The sequence below is a fragment of the Acidobacteriota bacterium genome (assembly GCA_040754075.1).
GTDB lineage: Bacteria > Acidobacteriota > Blastocatellia > UBA7656 > UBA7656 > JBFMDH01.
Window position 1 is genome coordinate 19,439 of record JBFMDH010000025.1, and the last position, 26,197, is coordinate 45,635.

The 26,197-nt window shown below is 47.4% G+C and carries 19 protein-coding genes; 4 read left to right on the forward strand and 15 right to left on the reverse strand.

What is annotated here, in order from left to right; all coding sequences use genetic code 11:
* Positions 1–18: 18 nt before the first annotated feature.
* The 4 genes from AB1757_22510 to AB1757_22525 form a co-directional block, all read right to left on the reverse strand.
* Positions 19–843, reverse strand: a complete 825-nt coding sequence (locus AB1757_22510; GenBank protein MEW6129830.1) for a DUF4159 domain-containing protein — start codon at positions 841–843, stop codon at positions 19–21.
* A 62-nt stretch (positions 844–905) separates the two neighbouring features.
* Positions 906–3,521, reverse strand: a complete 2,616-nt coding sequence (locus AB1757_22515) for a tetratricopeptide repeat protein (protein ID MEW6129831.1) — start codon at positions 3,519–3,521, stop codon at positions 906–908.
* 27 nt (positions 3,522–3,548) lie between these two features.
* Entirely contained in the window at positions 3,549–4,613 is a 1,065-nt protein-coding gene (locus AB1757_22520) for a C13 family peptidase (GenBank protein MEW6129832.1), read from the reverse strand.
* Between the two features lie 63 nt (positions 4,614–4,676).
* Positions 4,677–6,962 carry a glutamine amidotransferase gene (locus AB1757_22525; protein MEW6129833.1) on the reverse strand — a complete coding sequence of 762 codons (2,286 nt, stop codon included), beginning with the start codon at positions 6,960–6,962 and terminating at the stop codon, positions 4,677–4,679.
* 849 nt (positions 6,963–7,811) lie between these two features.
* On the opposite strand from AB1757_22525, the gene AB1757_22530 reads away from it, so the two are divergent.
* Both AB1757_22530 and AB1757_22535 read left to right on the forward strand, forming a co-directional pair.
* Positions 7,812–10,535, forward strand: a complete 2,724-nt coding sequence (locus AB1757_22530; GenBank protein ID MEW6129834.1) for an HYR domain-containing protein — start codon at positions 7,812–7,814, stop codon at positions 10,533–10,535.
* 281 nt (positions 10,536–10,816) lie between these two features.
* Positions 10,817–11,884 (forward strand): VWA domain-containing protein, encoded by a 1,068-nt coding sequence (locus tag AB1757_22535; protein ID MEW6129835.1) that lies wholly within the window; start codon positions 10,817–10,819, stop codon positions 11,882–11,884.
* Positions 11,885–11,941: 57 nt separating this feature from the next.
* On the opposite strand, the gene AB1757_22540 is transcribed toward AB1757_22535, so the two are convergent.
* Complete coding sequence (locus tag AB1757_22540; GenBank protein MEW6129836.1) at positions 11,942–12,124, reverse strand: hypothetical protein; 183 nt, start codon at positions 12,122–12,124, stop codon at positions 11,942–11,944.
* Between the two features lie 152 nt (positions 12,125–12,276).
* Between AB1757_22540 and AB1757_22545 the strand changes: the two genes are divergently transcribed.
* Positions 12,277–13,821, forward strand: a complete 1,545-nt coding sequence (locus AB1757_22545; protein MEW6129837.1) for a YifB family Mg chelatase-like AAA ATPase — start codon at positions 12,277–12,279, stop codon at positions 13,819–13,821.
* An 8-nt stretch (positions 13,822–13,829) separates the two neighbouring features.
* Complete coding sequence (gene dprA / locus AB1757_22550; GenBank protein MEW6129838.1) at positions 13,830–14,960, forward strand: DNA-processing protein DprA; 1,131 nt, start codon at positions 13,830–13,832, stop codon at positions 14,958–14,960.
* Between the two features lie 30 nt (positions 14,961–14,990).
* On the opposite strand, the gene AB1757_22555 is transcribed toward dprA, so the two are convergent.
* The 10 genes from AB1757_22555 to AB1757_22600 are packed head-to-tail and all read right to left on the reverse strand — an operon-like array spanning position 14,991 to position 26,176.
* A complete protein-coding gene (locus tag AB1757_22555; GenBank protein ID MEW6129839.1) occupies positions 14,991–16,355 on the reverse strand; it encodes a DUF4388 domain-containing protein in 1,365 nt (454 codons plus the stop codon).
* A 7-nt stretch (positions 16,356–16,362) separates the two neighbouring features.
* Entirely contained in the window at positions 16,363–16,743 is a 381-nt protein-coding gene (locus AB1757_22560) for a response regulator (protein MEW6129840.1), read from the reverse strand.
* An 11-nt stretch (positions 16,744–16,754) separates the two neighbouring features.
* On the reverse strand, positions 16,755–17,603 hold the full coding sequence (locus AB1757_22565) for a GAF domain-containing protein (protein ID MEW6129841.1): 849 nt from the start codon (positions 17,601–17,603) through the stop codon (positions 16,755–16,757).
* Positions 17,604–17,612: 9 nt separating this feature from the next.
* Positions 17,613–18,077 (reverse strand): chemotaxis protein CheX, encoded by a 465-nt coding sequence (locus AB1757_22570; protein ID MEW6129842.1) that lies wholly within the window; start codon positions 18,075–18,077, stop codon positions 17,613–17,615.
* A 20-nt stretch (positions 18,078–18,097) separates the two neighbouring features.
* Positions 18,098–18,502: a response regulator gene (locus AB1757_22575; protein ID MEW6129843.1), complete on the reverse strand. Its 405-nt coding sequence runs from the start codon at positions 18,500–18,502 to the stop codon at positions 18,098–18,100.
* A complete protein-coding gene (locus AB1757_22580) occupies positions 18,483–19,598 on the reverse strand; it encodes a chemotaxis response regulator protein-glutamate methylesterase (protein MEW6129844.1) in 1,116 nt (371 codons plus the stop codon). The genes AB1757_22575 and AB1757_22580 overlap by 20 nt, the downstream gene beginning before the upstream one ends.
* Positions 19,573–21,318 carry a chemotaxis protein CheA gene (locus tag AB1757_22585; GenBank protein MEW6129845.1) on the reverse strand — a complete coding sequence of 582 codons (1,746 nt, stop codon included), beginning with the start codon at positions 21,316–21,318 and terminating at the stop codon, positions 19,573–19,575. Before AB1757_22585 ends, AB1757_22580 begins: the two co-directional genes overlap by 26 nt.
* A gap of 9 nt (positions 21,319–21,327) precedes the next feature.
* Complete coding sequence (locus tag AB1757_22590; GenBank protein ID MEW6129846.1) at positions 21,328–22,206, reverse strand: protein-glutamate O-methyltransferase CheR; 879 nt, start codon at positions 22,204–22,206, stop codon at positions 21,328–21,330.
* 14 nt (positions 22,207–22,220) lie between these two features.
* On the reverse strand, positions 22,221–22,718 hold the full coding sequence (locus tag AB1757_22595) for a chemotaxis protein CheW (GenBank protein MEW6129847.1): 498 nt from the start codon (positions 22,716–22,718) through the stop codon (positions 22,221–22,223).
* A gap of 20 nt (positions 22,719–22,738) precedes the next feature.
* On the reverse strand, positions 22,739–26,176 hold the full coding sequence (locus AB1757_22600; GenBank protein MEW6129848.1) for a PAS domain S-box protein: 3,438 nt from the start codon (positions 26,174–26,176) through the stop codon (positions 22,739–22,741).
* Positions 26,177–26,197 lie beyond the last annotated feature (21 nt).

The following is a 26,197-nucleotide window of genomic DNA, read 5'->3' on the forward strand; positions in this document are numbered from 1 at the left end:
CATCGCTCATCACTCTAATCAATGTGTCATCGCGTAAAAGATGTAATTGACGCCGAATTTATAAGCGGTATTCGATTCTTCTATCGGCGCAAATGGGTCGTTTGACCATTGCCAGTAATCGCTCACATCATAGTTAAAATTGATAATCATCATCAAGCGACCGTGTTTATCTTCCATTCCCAGAAATTGCGGATTGAAATTATAGCCGCGCTGGCGATACATCGGATTGAGTTCCAGTGTTTTGATTGAGAAAAAACAGTTGAAAATCGGATGCGATACGTCGAGCGGTTTGATTTTATATTCTTCTTCGGGAAAGGCGCGTTTGACATATTCAAAAAAGTTTTGATATTCCCAATCGCCGCGAAAATCATCGACGATTAAAAACCCACCGCGCAGCAAATATTCGCGCATCCCTTTGATTTCATCTTCACTCATATCGAGATGCCCGACTTCACAAATATAAGCCAATGGGTATTTGTGAAGGTTCGGGTCGTTGAAGGTGAATACATATTCGTTTTCTTCAACATACACCGGCGTTTTTGAGACTTCGGACAAAATTTTTCTTAAATGAAGTCCGGCTTCAGGGAAATCATGTGACCATTGTTCGCCGCGATCTCCCCAGTATCCGCCGGGGAAAATCGGCCCGAAATGAATGCGCGCGAACATGAATTTATCGGATAAATCTTTCTGTTCACCCATGCGGTTGTCCGGATAAGAAAATTTGCTTTTGTCGGAGAGTTTATTTGCGGTGCGCTCTCCTTCACCTTCGGCGCGAAATGCCGCAGGCAAGGCAATCAACATCATCATGGTTATGAAAAGTGCAACAACCATTTTTTTATTCATAACTTCACCGACTCATCAAAGAAAATACTGCTGTAAATTGGATAATCCCTTAACCCGGTAAATCAATTTTCACCGCGAATCTTGAGCAACAGTTCCTGCGCCTTTTCAAATCCGGGCGCGATTTCCAAAGACTTTAAGATTTCGCGTTTCGCCTCTTTTTTATCTCCACTGGCTTCGAGCGCGCGGGCTAGATCGAATCGCGCGCCCGCTTCATCAGGCGGTTCAAGCGTCACCACTACGCGATATTCGCGAATGGAATCGCCAAGCTTCCCTTGTTCAAAATAAGCATCTCCGGCGAGCTTATGCAAGCTGGCATCAAAGGGCGAGATGTAAAAACTTGTCATAATGATATTGAGCGCGCCCGCTTTATCACCCGATTCGAGTTTCAACTGTCCGAGTCGTTTATAAGCTTCGGCATCGGTCTCATTAAAGCGAATCAACGATTCCAATGCGCCAATCGCCTCGGCTTTTTTTCCTTGCGCGAGGTAAATTTCGGCGAGCAATTCGTAAGGATTGCCGTCTCCCGAATAATAAGGAAAAAGTTCGATGGCGCGTTTCAGATGTTCAATGGCTTTTGCCTGATCGTTTTCGGATTTGTAAATCGCTCCCATTCTCAAATTGGCAAAATAATCATTCGGTCGCGTGGTTAGCACCGCTGATAAAACCGCTTTCGCCTGTTTTGGGTCATTGGTGGTTTGCGTCGGTCCTTTGCCCAACGCCTCGATATATTTTGACACTTTGGCATTAAGAAACTCTTTAAATGCCTGGTCGAATTTTTCAGGCGTAAGTTGCAAGGCGCGTTGCAAAACCTCAGTGTCTTTCAATCCTTCTTTATATGCCGCCAGCATTTTTAAAATCGTCTCGAAGCCATATTTTTCTTCGACAAACTCACAAACCTGTGAGGCTTGAAAATAAGCAATCGGCACGCCGTCCGGGGTGGTCGGGCGCGTGAAGGCTTTATCCAAATCGGCTATTTTGACGAAGCGACCATCGGTATAAGCTTTCAAGGTCTCGAAACGCCAATCATCGCCCCAACCGGTTCGCGCTCGCCGTTCTTCATAAACCGAAAGCCCTTCAGAGAACCAACGCGGGATTTTGAAATCGGTCATCTGCAACGAGATGACATGCATGTATTCGTGCCAAAGCGTGCTGCCCCAATTGAACTCGCCAGCTTCGCGTGCCGACGGGCTATCCATCGCAATCGTCGGGCCGAAACAGACGCCGAGCGCGCCAAGCCCCGGAAGCCCCAAGGCTTTTACGGCAAAGTCTTCGTGGTTTTCAAAAATCTCTACGGTAATCGGCGATTTCGGCGTGAATTTATATTTCGTGGTTAATTTTTTGTGTGCCTCTTCGGCTAGTTCCGCCGCATACGGCGCAAGCGCTCCGGTTTCATCCGGCGCGGTGCGAATGATAAATGGATCGCGCAAGGTGTCTCGGTACTCTTTCATAGTATCAAGCAAATCGAGCGTATTTTTTGCCCATACATTGAACGGGTCGCCTTCAAATGCCTTTTCGAGTTCTTCACGCCCTTCTGCCGATTTGCCTACGCGAAGCAGTTGAATGCCAAGCTGGGTTCGCGCGCTCCACAAATTGGGCGAAAGCTCGACGGCGCGTTTGTAATATTCGACGGCATCAAAATAGCGGCGATTGTTTACGGAAAAATGACCGAGGGTTTCAAAATAGACACCGGCTTTCGGATTGATCGCGAGCACACGTTTAGTCTCGGCATCGAATTCGCCGGGTTTTCCACTTAGAAAAAACATCGCTCCGCGAATCGCCCGCGCTTCAACCGAGTTGGGGTTAATCGCCAACGCCCGTTCGACGGTTTTATTCGCTTCATCGAATTTTTCATCTTCCAGTTCGAGCCACGATTTTAAAACCAGCCCCCGAACAAAATTAGGATTGATTTTCAAAGCCATTTCGACCGCGCCACTCGCTTCACGCGAAAATGCCTGCCGTTTGGTATCGGCCAATCCGACAATTGCATCGGGTGAACTAGCGTTGATTTGCAGCGCATCATTAAACAAGCTTTCGGCTTCACCGTAATTATATTTTTCGCTCAACAATTCGCCCTGCCCGATGAAAGCTTCGGCATAAGTTTCATCGGCATCCCTCGCATCAATAAAGATGTCATTGGCATCTTGATACTTTTCAAGCAAGGCAAACGTCTTGGCGAAAATCGTCAAGGTTTCTGCGCCATTTTCATTATCACTGTTGTATTTTTCCGCGAGGTCAACCAAAACCACTTTGGCTTCATCGGTTTTCCCTTGCGCGATGAGGGCACGCCCTTTATTCAACAGGGCGCGGTAAAGGGTAGCGCCTTTGCCGGTCTTTGCCGCGCGGTCAAAATCGGCTGCGGCTTCAACATATCGTCCGGTCGCAAATTCGATATTCGCGAGCGCGATTCTCAAGCCCGCATCATTGGGTGATTTCGCCAGGAATTCTTTGACACGCTTTTCGGCAACCGCATATTCCCCGATTTCGGTTTGTGCGCGGATAAGCAGTTCCTGCGCCTCGCGGTTGTCCGGCTGTTTTTCAAGCATCGCATTGCAATGTGCAATCGCTTCTTTATATGTGCCGGTTTTGAAAAAAATTTTGCCGCGTTCGATGGATAAATCCTGAGCGACACTCACGCAACTGAGCGCCAAGCCTAATAAAATAATTCCTAGATGCTTCATAAATAACTACCTGTCTGATGCAATGCTCTATTTTTTTCTTGCTTTGATTTGCCGGTTGGTTTTCGCCAGTTCAACCAGCAACCGCTCAAGTTCAGTTTCGTACTCTTCGACTTGCATTTCCGGTTTGCGCGCTTTGAGTTTTTCAATATCGACTTCGAGTTGTTGTTTGATCTCCAACAGGCGAATGACCTCGACATCGTTAGCGGCTTCTTCAACCGATTTGGAATCGAGATATGTGGTTTTGGCAATCGCGCCATCGCCGTCGCCAGCCTGTTCATGTCCCGTGCCATCGCCATTGTCATCAATCAAGGCGTGTTCGGTTGCAAGTCTGGTCTTTTGTTTATACCAGTCCTGAGTAACTTTGGTTGCAAAATTGAATGCTTCAAGAATTGAAATGCGACCGCTTTTATCGGTATCCGCCGCGCTTTCGGTCAAGGCTTTAATAAACGGTTCAGCAAAGTAGGTGGCATTTTGTTCGTTGCCGCTGCGAGTGGCGGTTAAAACAATGCGATTTTCAGCAGAAAGCGGCTTGATGAAATCACCTGATGAACTGGTGGTATTGACGAATATATTGCGCCTGGTTGGTAAGTCTCCGATGAGTTTGGCATATTCTTTGGCATTGATATCGGGACCGACGAGATTGAATTTTGGATTTTCGGCTTCGGCGGAACCGTGCCCAATCAAACAGATAAACACCAGACCTTCGGGCTTGCTCGCGGCTTTAATTGCGGCAAAGGCTTTGCGGGTTTCCTCTGCGGTGGCGCGCGCGAAATTTCCCTGTGCCACATTTTCCGCGGCGCTCACCACGTTTTCAGTTAACAGGTAAACCTGTTTTTCATCAAATCCCAGTTTGTTGGTAAGCGTGTCGTAAAGTTGCATCGCCTGCGCGGTGAATTTTTTGGTATAGCTTTCTTCGCCGCCAACCCCGGCAATCACCAGCGCAAATTTATTGGGGTCGATGGTGGCGCGTTTGGTTTGCGGTTTTTCTTGTGCAGGTTTTTCAGGTGTTGATTGATTGCTCTGCTCGCCCGCATTGACGCAGGCGCATAAGGCAACACATAAAATCAAGAGGGATGCAGAAAACTTTTTCATGACGCTTTCATGTGGTTTGAAAACGAATTCAATCAATTCGTCAAACCCTGTTTGAAATAATTTTTAAGCCAGTCCTTTGCGTTTGCGGATGAACCATTCGGCTGCGGCAAGGGCAATAGCCAGCAGGAAATTAAACGGCATATCCCAGAGGTCATAAGTAACGCGCACCGAGTTATTGCTTTCTCTGTGGGTCAAATCTTCGAGCAAATTTTTGGTTTCGCTCGGGGTGTAATAATTGCCGCCGGTTTCGCTTGCCACGCGACGGAGCAATTCGCGATTTTGCGCCGCGTCATAAGCTTCGCGATTGATTTTCCCGACAATAAAACTGGCAACCCCGCTTCCTAATCCCGCCTGTGATTTATCGCCGCGTTTGGCTGAGCTTTCGATTTTGTAAAGCCCTTCTTCCTCCGGTATGAATGAGCCGATATATCCTTCAAATCCCGAATCGGTTGACGGTTTCACGGGAACTTCAATCGTTGAACCCGATGGCGAAATCACTTTGGCGGTAACCTGTGCGCCGCTGACATTGAGATATTTCTCATCACCGACTTCGACTTTGATTTTGACTTCCTCACGCGGGTTGTAAAATCCACGTTCGGTGAATGCCTCGACGCGATGGCGAACCGATTCGACAAGGTAACGCGAGAGATTGAGCCAAAAAGTCTCGAACGATTTATTTTTTGAATCCAGCATCATGCGCCAGCGCCAGGTGTCAGACGCCAGAAATGCCATTGTTCGCCCGCGACCATAGCGCTCTTCGATAAGTAGTGGCACCGCGCGATTGCCGGTTGTGCTTTTGGCTTCGAGTAAGACGGTCGCGCCGGGTTTAATTTCGGTAGCGATTTCAGGGAGAGTGATTGGCGGCAACTGTTCCCAGGCTTTGGCGTTGGTTTCAGCCTGTTCAACCAGTTGCACGGCTTGATGCTCTTTGCCGCGCGCCGTCAATTGAGCCTTGAAGGTTTGGCTTTCTGTTGTCGTTTCGCCTTTCATAAAAATCGGCAGCAAATCGGCAATTGGCGTGTTGGTGTAGCCGCCCTGCATTAAAGATTTCGCGCCGCCGAGAACCAGAAGCGTGCCACCGCGCCGCGACACGAATTGTTCGAGGGCGCGAAGTTGGTCGAAACTGAAAAAGGTCGCTTCGATACTGCCAATAACGATGGCGTCATATTTAAATAGTTCTTCTTCGGTTTTCGGAAAGCCTTGAACCAACTCATCGGGATTTTCTATGCCCTGACGATAGTATTTACCATCGGCGGAACGCAGGATTGAAATCAGCGTCATATTTTTTTCTTCAGCGAAGGCTGATCGCAATTTGCCATATTCCCAACGAGGTTCACCTTCAATGTAGAGAATTTTCGGATGCGCGTCTTCGACCTCAACAACAACTTCGGCAGCGTTGTTATCAACGATGGGTTCACCTTCTGCGGGTTTGACGCTGAGCGCGTAGCGGTGTACGCCGAGAGTTAACGGTTTGAAATTGACCTTGGCAACGGTGGTCGCTTCACCTTGTAAAGTGACCGGTTGAGAGCGCAGCGGGTGTCCGTCTTCGAGCAAATCCACCTGGACAACCTGTTGCCCATCACCGCTGCCTTTCAGCAAAACTTCTGTGGTGATGGTTGACCCGGCAATCACCCGACGCGGTGCGGTAGCGCGGATGACCTCGACATCATTTTCGATTTTCGTGGGACCGACGCCAATGGTGAAAACCGGCAGATTACGGGCTTTCAAATTCGTGAGTGTATTTGAAAGATTGTTTGCCGCATCGGCTTCAGCGTTGCTTGCGCCATCGCTGATGACCACGATACCCGATACCGGAAGCCCTGCCGCATCGCGAACGCTTTGTTCGATGGCGGTGGTCAGGTTGGTCTGTTCACCTTCACCTGTGAGTAAACCGGCATCGGCGCGCTCGGCATTATTGGAAAATTTATAAGTGCGAATTTTAAAGTTTGAGGAGAGTTGTTGATTAAACTGACCATCGCTTGCCAGCAATTTTTTAATCGTTTCAAGGCGCGTCGGATTGGTTTCATCGGCAAGTTGCATACTGGATGAATCATCCATTAACACCAGCACGTAACTGGATTGTGGCAGAACCGCCGGAACCACAATGATAGGACGCATAATACAGAAAACGATTAAGGCGATGAGGCAGGTGCGAAGCGCCATCAGACCGATGCGCCACTCAGTAGGGAGTTGGGCAGAAAAGCGCACATAGATGAAATAGAGCAAAGCCGCAATTCCGATGATAGCAACCACCAGCATCCACCATTGCGGACGCACACCAAATCCGAATTGGCTTTTTGAAAATAAAGCGGCTCGATACTTGAACAGGAAGCTAATTAAAGGCTCCAATTTACCCTCCTACAAACGACGCTTAAACGGGCTGGAATGGTGGTTCGATTAAATTGTAGATGCTAACCACCTAAACTTGCAAAAGTTTCATTATTATTTCCCAAACCGCAGGGCAATTAAATGGGGAACTGGCTTTGGAGTGCGGCGACAGTAGAATTATACTCTGCGTTATCGAACTCCACAGAAAGCGTCTTGCATCCGGTGACCGACATCGAACCGAATTGTGTTTAACCGGATGACAACCTTCAAAATAAGATGAAGGGATTAGCCTGAACTCCAGGCTATTAAATGTCGAATGGCTTCAAATAAAAAATATTCAATCTATCTGTATATCCTTAACAACTGAATTTGACCCTTAATTGACCATGCTATAAACTTCCCCGCGCACTGTCAGGCTGTACGATCTTGTTCTGAAGTTTCCGAATTACTAAACAAATAGCATCATCATTCAGTTGAATTGTAACTAAAAGCTTTTAATGCATCTTCGCACGGGAAGCTTTATGGTATCAGATTAGGCAGATAATCTTTCGCAGCAAATTGCGAGGAACCAACCCTGTAGAGATAAGACAGAAGTATCAAAATTAAACCCGGCATCAATCTTAAATTCAAATTGGAGGACCAATAATGAAGTTACCCCTACGAAAACCAACCCTTAGGTTTTTATCTTTACTATTTGTCTTTGTTTCTATCTGTGTCGCGTTGCCTCAACTCTCAAGGACAAGTGAAACAAAGCCCCTAACAGCAGTTGCTACCTCACTCAGTCAAGACCCCCAAACTGAAAAACCCGGACAATCGTCGCAACCACAAGGCAAAACCGAAACCGGAGATCTGCCGAACCCGGATACGGCAATGATTACAGTTCCGGTTTCGTCACCCGTTAAAGGGAAGGTTTCTACTCCCAACCGCGTGAATGCCACGACTACGCAAATCAATGAAGTCGAACCCAACAACACGGCGGCAACCGCAACCGCCATCAGCGGAGCGAGCGCCAAAGTGCGCGGCACGGTATTCCCGACTGCCGATGTGGATTTTTATTCCTTTTCGGCAACCATCGGTGACCGCATTTATGCCGCCACTCAAACACTTTTTGACGCTTCAGCAAGTGGTGATAGTGTGTTGGAGGTGTTGAGCACCGATGGCACAACGGTACTTGAAACCGACAATAACGACGGTTCGTTTAATGCCTCTTCGTCGTCAATTGCGGGATTGCTCATTCCCAGCACCGGAACTTTTTATCTGCGGGTTCGCCATAACTTGCCAACCGGAACGATACGTCCCTACGACCTTTATTTCTCGCGCCAGACCGGTTCGCCGGTTGCTGAAACTGAATCCAACAATACCACCGGAACTGCCAATCCATTGCCTGCATCGGGATGGATGAGTGGCACGGTTACGGCAGTCTCACCGGGCGAGGCGGATTTCTTCAGCCTGACGCTTGCCGCCGGTGACACGGTATTCCTCAGCCTGGATATGAACCCTGAACGTGATGCCAATATTTGGAATGGGCGTTTAGGTTTTGGCTTATTCGGCAATCCCCCGGCTAATCAGATTCTTTTAGTCAATGATGCTAATGCCGGCGGGACGGCTACCGACCCCAACTCGGAAGCCTTCTTTTTTACCGTAAAAGACCCAGGCACCTATTTCGTCTACGTTGACTCAATTGTGGCAGGGGGCTTAGGGGCAACCGCGACTTATCATTTGAGTGTAGCCGTACATCCACAGGCTACCCCGGCGGGAACCTGTACGACTTATACCAACAATACACCGGTCGCGATCCCGACCGGACCCGGTATGGTGACTTCAACCATCACGATTCCCGGAAACCCGCGAATCGAAGACCTCGATATTCGCATCAACCTGGATCACACCTTCATGGCAGACCTTGATGTGCATCTACAATCTCCGGCAGGCAACGATAACGGGCTATTCACCGACATCGGAGCAGCAACCGTAGGTGGCACACAAACCCTGATGGATATCGTCATCGATGAAGATGCCGCGTTGCCTCCGGCATTCGCGCTATCTTCGAGTTTTCATATTCAACCTGAGTTAGCCTATCGACTGGGATGGTTTAAAGGTGAAGATGCCGGCGGCACCTGGACATTGGTGATTCGTGATGATGCGACCGGTGATGGGGGCACGCTCAATTCCTGGAGTATCACGGTGTGCGAACCCGCAAGCACTTCTCCCTGCGCTCCCGGGTTTACCGAAACTCCTATTTTCAGCACAGATTTTGAGTCGGGCGCAGCCGGGTTTACCCATAGCGGCACACAGGATGAATGGGAACTCGGTACTCCAACATTTGCTCCTATCACCACTGCAAATAGTGGAACAACCTGTTGGAAAACCGATTTGGATAATACCTATAATGCAAGTAGCAACCAGGAATTGATTTCACCAAACATCAATCTTGCAGGTGTGTCAGCTCCGATTCGCCTGAACTGGGCAATGCGCTATCACATAGAGTCTGCCAATTTCGACCACTTCTTTGTCGAAGCCCGCGAGGTCGGTAATCCCTCAAATGCCGTGCGCCTCTATAACTGGCTGGATGCCACAATGAACAACACCATCGGTAATCCGGCAACTACAATTGCTGAATCCGCCGGATGGGGGAACTATTCCGGTGACATCAGCGCTTTGGCGGGTTTGAATATCGAAATTGTCTTTCACCTCGACACCGATACCACCGTTCAACTCGCAGGGGTGGCAATAGATGACGTATCGGTTACGACTTGTCTGGGGGCTTCGTGTGAAATCACTTGTCCTGCGGACATTACCCAATCGAATGACACCGATCAATGTGGCGCGGTTGTCAATTACCCGGCTCCGACAACCACCGGCAGTTGTGGTCAAATTATCTGCTCTCCGGCTTCCGGCTCATTCTTCCCGGTTGGCACAACCACAGTAACTTGTCAGGATCAGGGTATCATCATCGACAGGCCAACAACTCCGAGCGGCGAATTGGCGTCCTGTTCATTCACTGTAACCGTAAACGATACGCAACCCCCAATCATCACCTGTCCGGCGAACGCTGTTGTCACCACTGCACAAAACACCTGTACATCAACATCCGCAGTGGTCAATTTCGCACCGCCGACAGCATCGGATAATTGTTCGGGCGTAACCGTCGCCTGTGTGCCGCCATCGGGTTCACCTCTGCCAGTCGGCACCTCTGTAGTTACCTGTACGGCAACCGATGGCAGCGGCAACACCGCGACCTGTAGTTTCTCGGTTGCCGTGTTTGATATGTGGTTGCAGGATGATTCCAATGCCAACAATGTTTTATTGTGGAATTCGCAGACCGGCGATTACCGCTACTGCTGCAATGGCTCGACCTTCTCCGGTAAAGGGTCGGTGAAAAAGCAGGGCTGCGTTTATACTTTAACCCACAACACCCCAGCCTATCGGGTTCAAGGATTGGTTGACCGCTCAACCTTCAAAGGCAACGGGTCGTTGCAAGTACCACCCGGCAACCCGGTTTGTACAACCATAGACAGAGATATTCGTAACAATACTTCTCTCTGTGGGGCAGCACCTCCGCCACCGTGCAGGGGTGAAGGTTGTAAGCCATAGCCTCTCAAATTTAAATTGAGAGCCTTTATTAAAGCCGACGTGGTAATTTTTCCATTACCACGTCGGCTTAATTTTTTCCCATCCTGAAAAAGTCATTAGCCTTCATCTGCACCTTTATAAACCCGGGTACACACCTTTAATTTTATGCAAAGGATAGAGCTTTACTTCGTTCTTTCGGCAACGGGTGATGTTGTTAAGCGCATCCTAAAAATTCAAATAATCGTTAGAAGCTTTAAATTTTGAGGTTTTCAAAAAAATATCGGGGGGAGTAAGATTCAACTATGATGTGCAGAAGCAATAAATTTATCGCGCTAGTGGTCGCGTTCACTTTCATCTTATCAAGCCTTTCACTCGCAAATCACTTTCAAGTGAACGCCAGTCAAGACAGCCAATCGGAAAAACCACAGGACAAATCAAAAGACAAGCCGCAGGATAAAAAACCGTCTAAACCGGAAAACCCGGATGGACCTGACCTCGTTTTGAATGCCGATTTGGTTATGCTTGATGTGACGGTTTTTGACCAAGCCAATGCGCAGACTATCATGAATCTCGCGCAAAAAGATTTTCAGGTATTTGAAGACAAATCCCCGCAGGAGATTACCTTTTTCAGTAAAGACCAGGTTCCGGTGTCGGTGGTCTTCACCATAGACACATCAGGTTCCATGCGCGCGAAGTTAGATACCATTATCAAAGCTTCCAAAAACCTCGTAAAAGACAGCAAAAAAGGCGACGAGATGGCAGTCATCGAATTCAAAGAATCACCGGAACTGCTTTGCGAATTTACCGCTGATACTCAAGAGGTTCTCGACACCCTCGACGGTCTTGTGGCGCGCAGTCAGACCTCTATGCTTGATGCCATTTATCTGGCTGCCGATTATGCAAAAAAAGACAGTAAAAACCGGCGTCGCGCCCTTGTCGTGGTCACCGATGGATTGGACAAGGAGAACTATTATAAATTCGATGAAGTCGTAAAACATTTACAGGAAAGCGATACGCAAATTTATCTCATTGGCTTTACCCAAGACCTCGATACCGACAAAGGGCTTTTCAAAAAGAGTTCCAAGGAAAAAGCCGAAGCCCTGCTGAGCAAGCTTGCGGTTGAAACCGGCGGTCGCGCTTTTTTTCCCAAAGAACTTGCAGAGGTTCACACCATCGGACAACAGATTTCCACTGACCTGAGAACCCAGTATGCAATCGGGTATTATTCGACCAACAATAAAAAAGACGGCACCTTCCGTACCGTGAGAGTTCAAGTCGCCAGTCCCAGTAATAAAAAACTGGTTGCGCGAACCCGTAGCGGCTATTACGCGCCAACCGAAGACGGCTCTCCGGCTAAACAAAAACCTTAAAATTCCCTTTGTAAAATTAATCTCGATGAAGCGACGCAACTTTTCCGCGGCGCTTTTTTAATGTTGCTTTAAAGCTTGATGACAAACCCGGCAATGGGTGCGGCGTTTGGCATTCAACGCGCGACATTCGCTGCATTGAAAATACATTTTGCGGGTAAACCAATTGGTAAAAATCGCGCTGAGTATCAATATCCCGCCTAATACGACAATCGAAATCACGGCATCCCAGAAACTTTTCATTCCCACGATATTATTCTCACCTCTCGAAAAGCGACAACTATAACACCAATTTTTTTTATCAAACTGCATTACTTTTTCGGCTATTGGCGTCTATCGGGTTATCTGAAATTTACGCATTTCTTGATTTTCAGTCATAAATTCGGAGGAAAGCCATGCTGTTCAAAACCTTGAGCGCCGCGGTATTCGGTATTGACGCCTTCGTAGTTGATGTTGAAATTGATTTGACCCCCAAAGCGGGTGACAGTTTGGTGCCCACTTTTACGATGGTCGGGCTTCCCGATGCGGCGGTGCGTGAAAGTCGCGAGCGCATTCGCGCAGCCATCAATAATTGCGGATTCTTTTTCCCGATTCATCGCGTAACCGTCAACCTCGCGCCTGCTGATATAAAAAAAGAGGGTTCAAGTTTTGATTTACCCATCGCAATTGGCATTCTTGGCGCGAACGGCGATTTGAAATGCGAGGCATTGGAAGACACCTTAATCGTCGGTGAGTTATCTCTCGATGGACGATTGCGTCCGGTCAAAGGCGGATTGCCGATTGCCGTTGCCACTCGCCAAAAAGGCTTGAAACGATTATTGATTCCCGAAGAAAACGCCCTGGAAGCCGCCGTCGTCAATGGTTTGGATGTATACGCCGTGAGTGATTTGCAAAGTGTGGTTGCCATCTTGAATGGCGATACCGACCAATCGCCGATGATTATTGATACGCAATCTTTGCTCGCCGACTCCAACTATTATTCGGAAGATTTTCGTGAAGTTCGCGGACAGGCAAACGCCAAACGCGCTTTAGAAGTGGCAACCTGCGGCGGTCATAATATATTGCTCATCGGGCCTCCGGGGTCAGGCAAAACCATGCTGGCGAAACGGGTTCCCAGTATTTTGCCGCCGCTGCAATTTGAAGAAGCCATCGAATGCACCAAAATTCATTCGGTCGCGGGCTTCACTGAAAAACGCGGCATTGTATCGACGCGCCCGTTTCGCGCCCCGCATCACACCATCTCTGATGCGGGTTTGATTGGCGGCGGCGCTGTGCCGCGACCCGGCGAAGTCTCCTTAGCTCACAACGGAGTTTTATTCCTGGATGAACTCCCGGAATTTGAACGCAATGTCCTTGAAGTCATGCGCCAGCCTTTGGAAGACGGTCGCGTCACCATTTCACGCGCTTCGATGTCGTTGACCTTCCCGGCGAGATTCATGCTTGCCGCCGCGATGAATCCCTGCCCTTGCGGTTACTTTAATGACCCGACACGCGAATGCAAATGCTCGCCGATGCAGATTCAACGTTATGTTTCAAAAATCTCTGGACCCTTACTTGACCGCATAGATATTCATATCGACGTTCCGGCGGTTAAATTTGCCGAACTATCCAATGATGAACCCGGCGAATCTTCAAAAGCGATTCGGGAACGGGTCGTTCAAACTCGCGGCATTCAACGCGAACGTTTTCACGGAGAAAAAATATTTTGTAATGCCCAGATGTCTCCGCGTCTGATTCGCAAATACTGCCAGATTGACGCGCGCTCGAAATCGATGCTTGAGAATGCCCTCACCCGACTTGGGCTTTCGGCACGCGCCTATGACCGCATCTTGAAAGTGAGTCGCACTCTGGCTGACATTGAAGGCAAAGACGCAATTGAACCCTATCACGTCAGTGAAGCCATTCAATATCGTTCACTGGATCGCAATTACTGGGCATAAGAGGGAAAATGAATTCGCAAACTGACATCCTGGATTGGCTGGCTTTTAGTTTCATCACCGGGGTTGGTTCCAGAACCGCCGCGATGCTGCTGGATAAATTTGGCAGCCCGACAGATTGTTTCAATGCCAATGTTCACACGCTTGAAACTCTTGGCATCAAACGAGAGATTATTGACCAGTTAAAAAGCATCGAACCGCGACTACGCGCCGAAGCGGAATTAAAACAACTTGAAAATCTGAGTGGCACGATCTTAACCCTTGATGATGACGATTATCCGCCGTTATTAAAAGAAACCTATGACCCGCCGATTGTCCTGTTTGCTTCCGGCGATATTCAACGCGCGCTTGCGCAACCGGCACTCGCGGTAGTCGGTTCCAGACATTGTTCGACCTATGGTCGCAATGTCGCAGAAATGCTTGGGCGCGAACTTGCGATGCGCGGCGTTACTATCGTTTCAGGACTGGCGCGCGGTATCGATTCGGCAGCCCATCAGGGCGCGTTAGATGGCAAAGGGCTAACGCTCGCGGTGATGGGCACAGGATTGGACGCGGTCTATCCCAAAGAGAATAAAAAGCTGGTCGAAAAAATTCGCGAAAACGGCGCTTTATTAACGGAATTTCCCATCGGCACACCACCTTTGCCACAAAATTTCCCCTTCAGAAATCGCATCATCAGCGGCATCTCGCTCGGCGTTTTAATTGTCGAAGGCGCAGAACGGAGCGGTTCGTTAATCACCGCGCGGATGGCTTATGAGCAAGACCGCGAAGTTTTTGCCGTGCCGGGAAACATTACTTCGGCAAAAAGTTTCGGGCCGAATTACTTGATTAAGGATGGCGCAAAACTGGTGCAAAGCTGGCAGGATGTTGTCGAGGAATTCCCTTTCGAGGTTAAAACCCAAATTCTTTCCGCTGAACGCAATGAAAAAATTCCTACCCAATTGGCAATTGATGAAATCAGCCTGTCGGAAAATGAGAAAAAAGTGCTTGCCCTTTTAAAACCGGATGAATCCCTGCACATTGATAAACTCACGGAACTGACGAAATTGAATTTTGGGGAATTAAATGATGCGCTTTTCAACCTTGAGATGAAGGAGAGAATTAAACAATTGCCTGGAAAACATTTTGCAAGGAAGCTATAAGCCGGTCGCTAAATTCTGCATGCAGGTGGCTCACATAATGAGGTTGGATAGGGTAGGTTTATGCAAAAGCGCCGGTTGAATCTCCTGCAATTCCCTTTCGAGAACCAGTTTGTCCAAAACAATCGTCGCCTGTTGAACGAAGACCTGAAATTCTTCAAAGCCTTCAAAATTATCATTCGCCGGATAATTATCGCCGTATACCACAAACAACACTTCACCTTTACAATAGATTGGCAAGGCAAAGGCATGTAAGGCTTTGTTGGTTTCACCCAGTCGGCTTAACACCTCAAAATTCCAATACCCGTCTTTGATGATGCCGACGAACGGTTCGCCGGTGGTCACCACATTGGTAAACACGCTTTGTACTTTTACCGGAATGCGAATGGCGCGTACCAATTCGTCTACGCTACCCTGATAATTGTGATTTTCTACGCCGAATTGACCGAGACCGCAGAGTTCATCATTTTTGACCACAAATAAAATCCCTCGCGAGGCGACCTCACTGGCATAACGCATAACCGACAAACTCACCTCTGCCTCAAACGAAAGTGAGCGCAATTCCGCAAGCAATGAACAAAGCAGATGGGAATTATCCTTTCCGGTTTTATATAAAAGGGCACCAGGGTTTCCACTACCATTCAATGATTGAAATTCTTCCAGATTTTCGCCGGTCGCCTCTTCATTCGGCTTATCATATTCAGCTTGAGGCTTGGCTGAATGAAACCCCGGAAAATCATTACCGTTGGACTGAGGTTGCGGCGGGTCAATGCTGATGGGGTAAACCAGTTCACGGGTTTTGAACTTTTGAGAATCCAGCGAATTGGTCGAAGAACCGTTTAAATATCCGCTACCGTATTGCCTGACGGTTGCTTCAACGGTTGCAGCCATCGCCTCATTCAAGCGATTCGATTCATCGCGGGCTTTGGCTTCTCCGAGTAAAACCTCTTCAACCTCGAATCCTTCACGCAATTTCACATCCCCGAATTGACCGAAACTGATTTCGTTCAGAGCGATTCCGAAATTGGCTTTTTCGAGTTTGATTAACTCATTTAAAACTTCCCATAAATATTGCCGGGCATAGTTTTCCAGAAGGTCTGCAGCAATCAACCCTTTTTCGGCAATCAGCGCCCCGAAAATCCAGGCTTTGTGAATTTGATTGCATTTGGTTTTCAGCTCTTGATATTCACTCAAGGTTAACGCGCCGAATCTGACCAGGTAATCTGCGAAATTTTCACCCGGCGTTCGCGTCGCATGGGTAATGCGTCCCCGCTCCAGAACGATGATCCCGCCCACACTGCCATTCGATAAGGTGAGGGTTCCGGTTCTTTCACTGAGCGACATAATTCTTAGAATATCACCCAATGCGAAATCGCTAAGATTACCAGTCAGTTCCATGGCTTTCCTATTTCAGGTAGTTTTTAATCAAATCCTTCAACTGCATCATTGATACGGGTTTGGATAAATAGCCGTTGGCGCCGAGTTGCATCCCGGCATTGACATCATCATCCGCCCCTTTGGTGGTGATAATGATAATCGGCAATTCATTTTGATGAAGTTCGTTGCGAACCTTATCGAGAAATTCCAATCCGGTCATATTCGGCATATTGATGTCGGTCAACACCAGATCAAAGTGGCGCTCTTTAACTTTATTGTAAGCCTCTGCGCCATCCGAAGCCTCGGTAATATTTGATGAAGAAATGCCATCAACCCTTGCCAAACTCATGCATAACAATTGTCTGAATGTTGCTGAATCATCGACTACCAACAGTGATCGGTTATTCATAACCCCTCCCCTTATCGAACTCTGAGCAAGTTCATAAATCCTTCAATCGTTCGTAACTTTCTGTCAGCCATCGCATAAAGCTTGGAACTGACCAGAGCCGTCGCTGCATCCCCCGCCAGCAATTCCATCAAGCGGTGATCGAGATTCGTCAGCCCGCGTTTATGTCCGAGTAGCCGGTAAATCGCGATAACCCCAATCACCCGTTCTTTAACTTTTAAGGGAATGCAGGCGCATACTTCGCCATTATCACCCAGATCATTCGTAAAGAAAGGTTCGCCGCTTTGGGCAACCATCCCTTCCAATCCATCGCCAAACGCCACACGATCTTTATCGAGCAGGTGAACGATTTCTCCTTCGTGACCGGCAAGAATCAATTCATTGGTTTCATCATCAACGATAAAGACGCCGAACTCTTCTGACCCGATCAGATTGATTAAAATTTCTTTAATACAAGCCATGACCTCTTCGGGGTCAAGCGTAGAATGCAACCGATGACTCGCCACATAAAGGTTTGCCAAACTTTCGTTCTGCTCTTCGACTTCAATATAACGATTGGCAAAATCTTTATTCTCGTCTTCGATTTCCTTGAACCGGAGGCGCAAGAATTCCAGCTTTTGAGTCAACTGGCTGTTGTCGGCTTTTAACCGCTCCATCTCGGCTTGCATGGATTCAACCAGTTTCCGTTGGACGGCGTCGGCAACATTCAACTGGTCGGATTCAAGTTCGACGATGCGATAACGCAACCGCTCGTTTTCGCGCATTAAATCCTCAGTGAATTCTCTGCCTCTTTGGAACATCTCCAAAATCTCTTCACTCTTATTGAAAAGGGTGAGGATATCATCGGTTTTTTGTACCATCATTCAACTCCTTCAATCCAAATCATGAATCGTGACGTTCATTCTGACTTCGCCATAAGGTGTCTGTATGGGAGCGACCAGGGTTTCATAACATCTATCGAAACTTTCCAGATTGGTTCCCTTAATGACGAGTGGTGGGGTCATTTTTAATCGTGTACCGTTGTTGTTAATTTGAGAAATAGCCCGCCCGATAGCCATCGAAGAAAGTTCGGCAATCGAACTGCTGACCATCGAATCCATCTCTTTCGGTTCTTCACCTATCAGGTGGGCACCCAGTTTCATGGAAGTATTTAAATCCATATCAAAAATCACGCGACCATGCGCTTCCCCCGCCAGCCCGATAATCGTAATCACTTCGCTGCCGGTTACCGGCGTCGCCTGCATGTCGATTGACGCTACATCAACATCAGAACCTAATAATTCATACAAAAGTTCCTTTGTTGAACTGATGAATATTTTGACGAAATCTAATCTCATGTTGAAAACCTCAACGACTTTCAAACCACATTTAAAACACGTTCGAGAGTCATCTTTAACATATCTATAGTTACCGGTTTCGAGATAAACCCTTTGGCTCCTGCTTCAAAAGCTTCATCAACCATATCTTTATAATCAACCGAGCTAATCATAATGACGCGCGCCGAGGGGTCTGACTCGCAAATCTTTTTGACGGTTTCGACGCCCTCCATTCCCGGCATGACAATATCCATTAAGACAAAATCGGGTTTTAACAATTTATATTTGGCAATGGCTTCAGCGCCGCTGGTCGCTTCGTTGGCAGTCACGTTTTGTAGCTCACCAATTAATCGTTTCAGGTGAAAACGCATAAATGCCGAATCATCAACGACCAGACAGGTCATTGGCGACATCCCTAGCGATAATTTATCTACGGTTCCCGACATACACTTCCTCCCTATGTCCACGTTGTCCGATTGTAGTGATCAGGTGCGAGGCCATCTCTTTTAAAGGTGCGACAAAATCTACGAAACCCTTTTCCACTGCGACGCGGGGCATACCATAAACCACACAACTTTCGCGATCCTGAGCGATGGTAAAGCCACCGGCTTGTTTGATTTCCCCCAATCCATTGGCTCCATCACTTCCCATTCCAGTCATTAAAACCCCGGTGACGTTTGCGCCATATTCTTCCGCAACCGATTTGAACAACACATCGACGGATGGCATATGCCCATTGACCAACCGCCCTCTTTCCAGGAGAACGACGCCCCCGTTTTCCAAACGTGTGACTTTCATATGAGCATTGCCGGGAGCAATTAAAACTCTTCCGGGTAAAATCAAATCGCCATTAATTGCTTCTTTGACTTCCAATTCACAAATCTCGTTCAACCATTTGGCAAACGAAGCGGTAAAACTATCCATCATATGCTGCACGATTAAAATTCCGGCATCGATATCAGCCGGGATTTTAGGCAACATATAGCGCAAGGCGTTGGGTCCGCCGGATGATGAGCCGATGGCGATTATTTTTTGAGCACATTTTTCATTTGCGCCGAATACCCTTTTCCTCTGAATACGGGGTTGCCGCAAATCACGTTGTCTCGGTTTTACCGGTATGACCCCGCGCGCCGCGGCTTTAACTTTCAAAATCAACTCTTCAGCCATCTCGCCGACATTCAAATAACTTTTCGGTTTATACACGAAATCAACCGCGCCGATTTCCAGAGCCTCCATCGTCAGCGCCGCGCCGTGCGTCGTCAGCGAACTGAGCATCACAACCGGAATTTGATGATTTGAAACCAGGTGTTTCAAAGCGGTCATTCCATCCATCCTCGGCATATCGACATCCAGGGTTACCACATCGGGTTTTAATTGATCTACTTTGTTGATTGCGAAATCTCCGTCGATTGCCGTAGCGATTACCTCAATTGATTTATCGCGGGCTAATAGATTGGAAATCAGCTTGCGCATTACCGCTGAATCATCCACCACCAGCACACGAATTTTTTTCGGATTATCCTGCATTAACCCTCTTTTCAATACTGCGACTCCGCTCGTACCGGATGACTTTGCGGAACATCATTTCTGCATCCATGATGAGTGCCACTTTGCCATCACCCAGAACCGAAGCTCCGGCTAACGCTTCGTTTTGCACCCAACTACTATCCAATGGTTTAATCACCAACTCCTGATCGCCAATCAAAGAGTCCGCGATGATGCCATATTTTTTACTGCCTACATTGAGAACAATGATGAAATATTGGTCGGGGATTTTTCTAAATCCTCCGCCTACTCCACCCTTTCTTCGGTCAAACCCCAGTACGACACCCGGTCGCACCAGAGAAATAAATTCATCTCGCAATCGAAAGGTTTCAAAGCCATCCAGCGATAAAAAGCTTCTCGCTTCGGCTCGGGCAATCTCACGAATCGAAAGCAATGGCAGCGCAAACAATTGTCCGCTGGATTGAAACAACATGGCGCGGATGATTGCCAGCGTCAGTGGCATTCTGAGCGTGAAGGTGGTGCCCAGTCCCGATTCACTTTTTACACTGATGCTGCCGCGCAACTGTTCAACCGAGGCTTTAACCGCTGACATTCCCACTCCGCGTCCTGAAATGTGGGTAATGGCTTTAGCCGTCGAAACCCCCTGATGAAAAATCAATTCCAGAACCTCTTCTTCGGTTAATTTTTCAACCTCTGAAGCGTTGAGGATTCCTTCTTCAATCACCTTTTTCTTTATCGAATCCTTATCAATGCCGCGCCCGTCATCGCTCACCTCGACGACCACCTGATTGCCTTCGTGAAAGGCGCGCAGATTGATTTTTGCGACTTCGGGCTTGCCCGTTAGTTTCCTTTCTTCGAGAGATTCGATGCCGTGGTCAACAGCATTTCTCAATAAATGCAGAGTCGGCTCATAAAGCAAATCCACCAACGCCCGATCCAGTTCGGTTTCACCGCCAACAGATTCCAGGTCAACCAATTTTCCGGTTTCGTTCGCAAGTTCACGCATCGGTCTGGCAAAGCGTTTAAACACCTGATCGATAGTGACCATGCGCATTTTCAAAACACTTTTATGAAATTGACCGATCAGTTTGCCCATTTGCGAATTTGCGTTATTGAATTGTTCGTACAATTCGTGGTGTCGCGAATTGCTTTCAATCTCCGGTTCCATCTGATTGATGATGGAACGCGCGATAACCATCTCCCCTGCCAGATTCAACAATTCATCGATTTTTGCCGCTTCAACCCGAACATAATCCCGTTTGGCTTTGCCCCCATTCATTTTCTTTGCGTCGGCGTTGGCTTCCGAGTGAATGGGTTCACCTTCGTCAGCAAGTATCAAGGGAATTTCGGCAACGGCATTCTCAAGGTTTGCATTACTCAACTTCGCAATCAGATTTTGCGCGACTTCCGGTTTCACATCCTGAATATCTTCGGTCGCAATTGCCGCTTTGATTTCATCAAGCGCCTGTAAAATTAAATCAACTGCGTGCGCCTCAAACTTTCCGCCCTGATGAATCAGCACATCTAAAAAATCTTCAATCCGGTGGGTAATTTCTTTGACCCCATGTAAATCGATACAGGCCGAATCTCCCTTGATGGTGTGCGCGCCGCGACGCAATCGCGCCAGCGTTTCCGCATCCCCCCCAAGAGTTTCAAGCGCCAGCAAATCCTGCGTCATCTCATCCAATATCTGTAATGACTGGTCACGAAATACCGCGAATAACTGGTCTAGTTCTTCTTTGTTGAAATCTTCCATTCGACCCTTTTACACTTCTAACTTGTAAGCAATGCCACGATTTTTATGGAACATCGAAAATTTATTCGACAGTCCCTGTAAACTTTCGGCGTGCCCGACAAATAAATACCCTCCGGGAACCAGGCAATTGACAAAGCGATTAATCAATCGCTTCTGCTCCTCGGCATCAAAATAAATCATCACGTTGCGACAGAAAATAACGTCGAGATTTCTCAGTCCGTTATCATTTTTCAAATTGTGATAGTCAAATATCACGCGCTTTTTAACTGCCTCTTTTATCTGATACCCGTCATTGATGGGGTTGAAATATTTCGCCAATAAATCCGGCTCAACACACTTAACCTGCTCAGTTTTATAAAAGCCGAGCTGCGCGCGTTCCAGCGCCGTAAACGACAAATCCGATGCAAACACCCGGCTCATCATTGAATCGCTTTCGGGAATCGCTTCAAGCAACGTCATCGCCAAACTATACGGTTCTTGACCGGTCGAGCAACCGGCGCTCCAGATGCGCAAAATTTTCGAGCTGCTCTTTTCTTTTTTGGCAATCAATTCCGGCAAAACGACATCGGTAAATAAATCGAATTGCGGTTTGTTTCGGAAAAACGAGGTTTCGCCAATCGTTAAAACATCGAATAAAACCGGCAATTCATTCAGGCGATTTTTGGAACTCGAAACCAGATAGAAATACTCCCCCACCGTATGGATGCCTAATTCTTCCATGCGGCGTTTCAACCGGGATTCCAAAAACAGTTTCTTCTCTTTACTCAAACTGATGCCACACTCTTTGTAAATCAGGTCACGAAACAGAGTGAATTCCTCATCGGATATCGATAACGAAATCAACCCGGTTGCTTTATTAAGCGTGAAATCAGTTAAAGTATTCTGCATTCAAAAACCTCGATTTACGCTAACTGCCGTTGTTCAATCACCTCTCGCTGGCGTTCAATCACCGTCATCACTTCATCAAGTTCGGTAAAAATCTCTTCGGTTAATGCTTTGCGTAAATCAACTAAGGTAATAAACCGATTGTTCAAATTGACGATTCCGGAAACATATTCAACACCCATTTCTGAAATAATATCGGGTGCCGGTTCCAACAAATCATCGGTTACTTTGATAACTTCGGAAGCGTCATCAACAATCAACCCGACTAATTTGTTTTCAAGTCTGGCGATGATGATGCGCACATTGTTGTGTTGTTCGATTTTTCGGGCGCGCAGGCGTTTCCTGAAATCAAGCACCGGAACCAGATTGCCTCTCAAGTTCATGACGCCTTCGACATAATCTTCGGTTTCCGGTACGGGCGTGATATTCCCCATCACCAAAATCTCTTTGGTTAAAAGAATATCCAACGCGAATTCTTCCTGACCGACTTTGAAAACAATCAATTGCCGCTTCACGTTTGCCGTCACCTCCAAAATCAATAGCGCATCGGGGTATATCCGCCGCCCAGATTGTCATCCCCCTGCGGCGGATAATTGAATGAATAATGACCTTCCAATTCTCCGCGCACACGGAATCTCGAAATCGCTTCGTTGAGTTGTTCGGAAAGCGTCACCATGCCTTGAATCGTCTGCGCGGTTTCATGCGCTCCGGCTGAAGTTTCAATGGTGATGCTGGAAATCGTCTGCATGGCGCTTGACAGGTTGCGCGTCACTCTCGCCTGCTCGTCGGCTGCCGTTGAAATTTCTTCAATCAAATCGGCTGACAGGTTTACCGCCGCCGAAATATCCTTCAACGCGCCACTTGCCTGTTCGGCGACCCGGCTGCCATCTTCGACTTCGTGAATGCCTTTGCTCATGGCTTCCTGCGCCTCGGCGGTTTCCTTTTGAATCGATTTAATTAAATTGCCAACATCCTTGGTCGCTTTGGCTGAGCGTTCAGCGAGTTTGCGAATCTCTTCGGCAACCACGCTGAAACCGACACCGGCTTGCCCGGCGTGTGCGGCTTCGATTGCCGCATTCAAAGCCAGCAAATTGGTTTGCGCGGCAATTTCATCAATCAAATCGAGAATTTCCGAAATTTCATTGCTGCGTTGACCAAGCGACCGCATCTTTTCCGAAGTCATCTGCACTGCGGAAATGATTCGTCCCATCGCATCGACGGTGTAACGAACCGATTCGCCGCCGCGTTCGGCAAGCATATAAGCCTGACGCGCCGCATCGGCAGAAGCCTGGGAATTTTTCGATACTTGAGTCATGGATGCCGCCATCTCTTCTACGGCGCTTGAGGTGTTAGTGATTTCATCAGCCTGACGTTGTGCGCCGACAGCCATCTGTTCAGATGCCGCAAGGATTTCAATGGCGCTTGATGAAACCGACAGTCCGATTTGTTTGACCTGAACCAACATTTGCGAGAAATGGTCGAGCATTTTGTTGACCAGTTGAACCACACGACCTACCGCCTCTTCACTCTCATTTCCACGTCCGGTTAAATCACCTTCGGAAACTTTTGTCGCCAGCGTCAAAAATTCCGCAAGTTCATTTTCGACCTGTTTTTCAATTAATTTCCTTTCGGTAATATCGGTTGCAACATTCAACACGCATGGCTCTTCATCCAGATAGAAGACTTCTGCTGAAAGTAAAACCGTTCGGGTTTCCCCGGTCTTCGTATGTAAAACGATTTCCGTATTCCTAAATGAAGTCGAATCGTTCAACATCTTCTGCAATTTGTTCAGGTCTTTTGCGGAATAAAGGTTCAACTCCTGAATGGTGCTGCTTAATACTTCCAAGCGAGTGTAGCCGGATGCCTGCAAGAAGGTGTCATTGACGTCAATAAAGGTGCCGTCGTTCAACCGGTTGATAGTCATGATGAGCGGGCAGAAATTGAAGGTTTTTGAAAACCGCTCTTCGGTAAGCCGCAATTCCTTTTCCGATTGTTTCAACTCGGTCACATCATTGCTCACCCCGATAAAATAAACTTCTCCGTCAATGTTGATTGCCACCCCGGAATAGAGAATGATGCGAACCTCTCCCTGTTTGGTTCGATAGAGCAGTTCCAAATTACGAAATGACCCATTCTCTTTAACCAGTTGATTAATTTTTTCCTGATCATCGGGTGAAATCAGGTTCAATTCGGTAGCCGATTTGCCGATGGCTTCTTCGCGGGTATAACCGGTGGTAATCAGGAAGTGATCATTTACTTCTTGATATTTACCGCGCGCATTATTGATGCTCATGCTGAGCGGCGAAAAGTTAAATATCTTGGAAAATCGTTCCTGAGACAGACGTAACTCTTTCTCTTTTAGTTTACTTTCCGTGATGTCGGACAAGATTCCGATATGTTCGATGACCTGTCCATGTTCATCCGAAATGGAATCGGCTCTCAGCGCAACCAAAATTTCCTTGCCTCCGGCGGTAAGCATTTGAACTTCACCATTCCAGGAGGTTTGGGAATTTAAATGCAGGTTTATATCACTCACTAATTGCTGGTCTTTGCAAAGGAGCGACAGTCCCTCGCCATCTTTTATCTCTTCGGCGGTATAGCCGAATGTATCTGTGAATTTTTTGTTGCAGTAATAGGTTTCTTTGGTGGTGTCGAAAATAAAAATGGCATCCTGACAACTTTCGATTGCCTGGGTAATGCCCATCAATGCCAACTTCTGTTCAACTTCGACATTGACCATCTCTTCAAGTCTGGACAACATCTGGTTAAACCCATCACCGACTTTTTCTAACTCGTCACCGGTGGTGATCTTGGCTCTGGCGCTTAAATTTCCGTCGATAACCTCTTCGGTGGTTTGATGTAAATTTTGAATAGCCGCCGAAAAACTGTTGGCAAAAATCAGTGAGAAGCCGCCGAAAATCGCAAATAAAATCAGCCCGGTTATGATGATCGAACTCAACATTCGAGTGGCTGGCGCATAAACCTCGTTGTAACTGTTATCAACCATCAACACCCAGCCGAATCCCGGAAAGGTGAAGGAATTGTTTCCGGCACCTCTGGATTGCTGAAATGAAACCAACCGCAATTCGTTTTCCTTGGTTACCGGATTGATGCCATCAAAATTGAACAGCCCGGAGATTTTGTTCGTGCCGGCATCAACATTGGTGCTTTTACGGATTTTTTCCGGTGCAGATTTACCGCGCCTGTCAATCTCCGGATGCAAAATGATATTGCCGTCGCGATTAATCACATAGGCAAAACCGCTATCATACTCTTTAAACCGCGAAATATAATCCTGTACATCCTGTAGGTTGTATGCCGTCTTTAATACGCCGTTGGGTTGGCCGGTTTTCGGATGAGGAATTGCCACACATATTTCAATCTCCCACGTCCCTGTGACCTTATCCAAACTCAAATCGCTGAGGTAATAGCCGTTTTTCATGGCTTTTTGCCACCATTGCTCATCGCTTTGCACAAAGTCTTCGGTCATGCTGCTCATACCGACAGTCAATCCATATCTATCGGTAAAAAACATGCGGTCGAAAACCCCTTTTAAATGGCTTTTTTCACGCAGAAATTCAGAGGTTTCCCAGGATTTATCATCAAGTGTGTGGGTCTGTTTAAACTGTTCTTCGAGTGTGGCGATCTGCTGAACTCCCGGCTGCGAGTTAATCGAAAGTTTTTCAGCCGTTAGCGCAGACTGTTCGACTTTTTCCCGAATAAATTGATCGTTTGCAATTGTCCGGACAAACTGAATATTTTCAAAAACCAGCAGATCGACGGTTTCCATCATCGATTGTGAACTTTTCTTCAGATTTCCGCTTGAATCAATGGCATTAAAAAAGCTGCGGTAAGCGATAACGCAGGTCAAAAGTATCGAAAACCCGGTAATAATGATGCTTACCAGCACAAGCTTTTTCTTGACGCTTTTTAGTCCAAGATTGCTTAAAAAAGAAAATAGGTCAAAACTCATTGGATTATCCATTTGCCCTCT

Bases quoted from the DNA above. Each gene is read 5' to 3' on its own strand.
- AB1757_22590 (MEW6129846.1), bottom strand. From the start codon at position 22,206: ATGCAGAATACTTTAACTGATTTCACGCTTAATAAAGCAACCGGGTTG.
- AB1757_22570 (MEW6129842.1), bottom strand. From the start codon at position 18,077: ATGAGATTAGATTTCGTCAAAATATTCATCAGTTCAACAAAGGAACTT.
- AB1757_22600 (MEW6129848.1), bottom strand. From the start codon at position 26,176: ATGAGTTTTGACCTATTTTCTTTTTTAAGCAATCTTGGACTAAAAAGC.
- AB1757_22555 (MEW6129839.1), bottom strand. From the start codon at position 16,355: ATGGAACTGACTGGTAATCTTAGCGATTTCGCATTGGGTGATATTCTA.
- AB1757_22530 (MEW6129834.1), top strand. From the start codon at position 7,812: ATGATTACAGTTCCGGTTTCGTCACCCGTTAAAGGGAAGGTTTCTACT.
- AB1757_22515 (MEW6129831.1), bottom strand. From the start codon at position 3,521: ATGAAGCATCTAGGAATTATTTTATTAGGCTTGGCGCTCAGTTGCGTG.
- AB1757_22540 (MEW6129836.1), bottom strand. From the start codon at position 12,124: ATGAAAAGTTTCTGGGATGCCGTGATTTCGATTGTCGTATTAGGCGGG.
- AB1757_22520 (MEW6129832.1), bottom strand. From the start codon at position 4,613: ATGAAAAAGTTTTCTGCATCCCTCTTGATTTTATGTGTTGCCTTATGC.
- AB1757_22560 (MEW6129840.1), bottom strand. From the start codon at position 16,743: ATGAATAACCGATCACTGTTGGTAGTCGATGATTCAGCAACATTCAGA.
- AB1757_22585 (MEW6129845.1), bottom strand. From the start codon at position 21,318: ATGGAAGATTTCAACAAAGAAGAACTAGACCAGTTATTCGCGGTATTT.
- AB1757_22575 (MEW6129843.1), bottom strand. From the start codon at position 18,502: ATGTCGGGAACCGTAGATAAATTATCGCTAGGGATGTCGCCAATGACC.
- AB1757_22535 (MEW6129835.1), top strand. From the start codon at position 10,817: ATGATGTGCAGAAGCAATAAATTTATCGCGCTAGTGGTCGCGTTCACT.
- AB1757_22545 (MEW6129837.1), top strand. From the start codon at position 12,277: ATGCTGTTCAAAACCTTGAGCGCCGCGGTATTCGGTATTGACGCCTTC.
- AB1757_22565 (MEW6129841.1), bottom strand. From the start codon at position 17,603: ATGATGGTACAAAAAACCGATGATATCCTCACCCTTTTCAATAAGAGT.
- AB1757_22510 (MEW6129830.1), bottom strand. From the start codon at position 843: ATGAATAAAAAAATGGTTGTTGCACTTTTCATAACCATGATGATGTTG.
- dprA (MEW6129838.1), top strand. From the start codon at position 13,830: ATGAATTCGCAAACTGACATCCTGGATTGGCTGGCTTTTAGTTTCATC.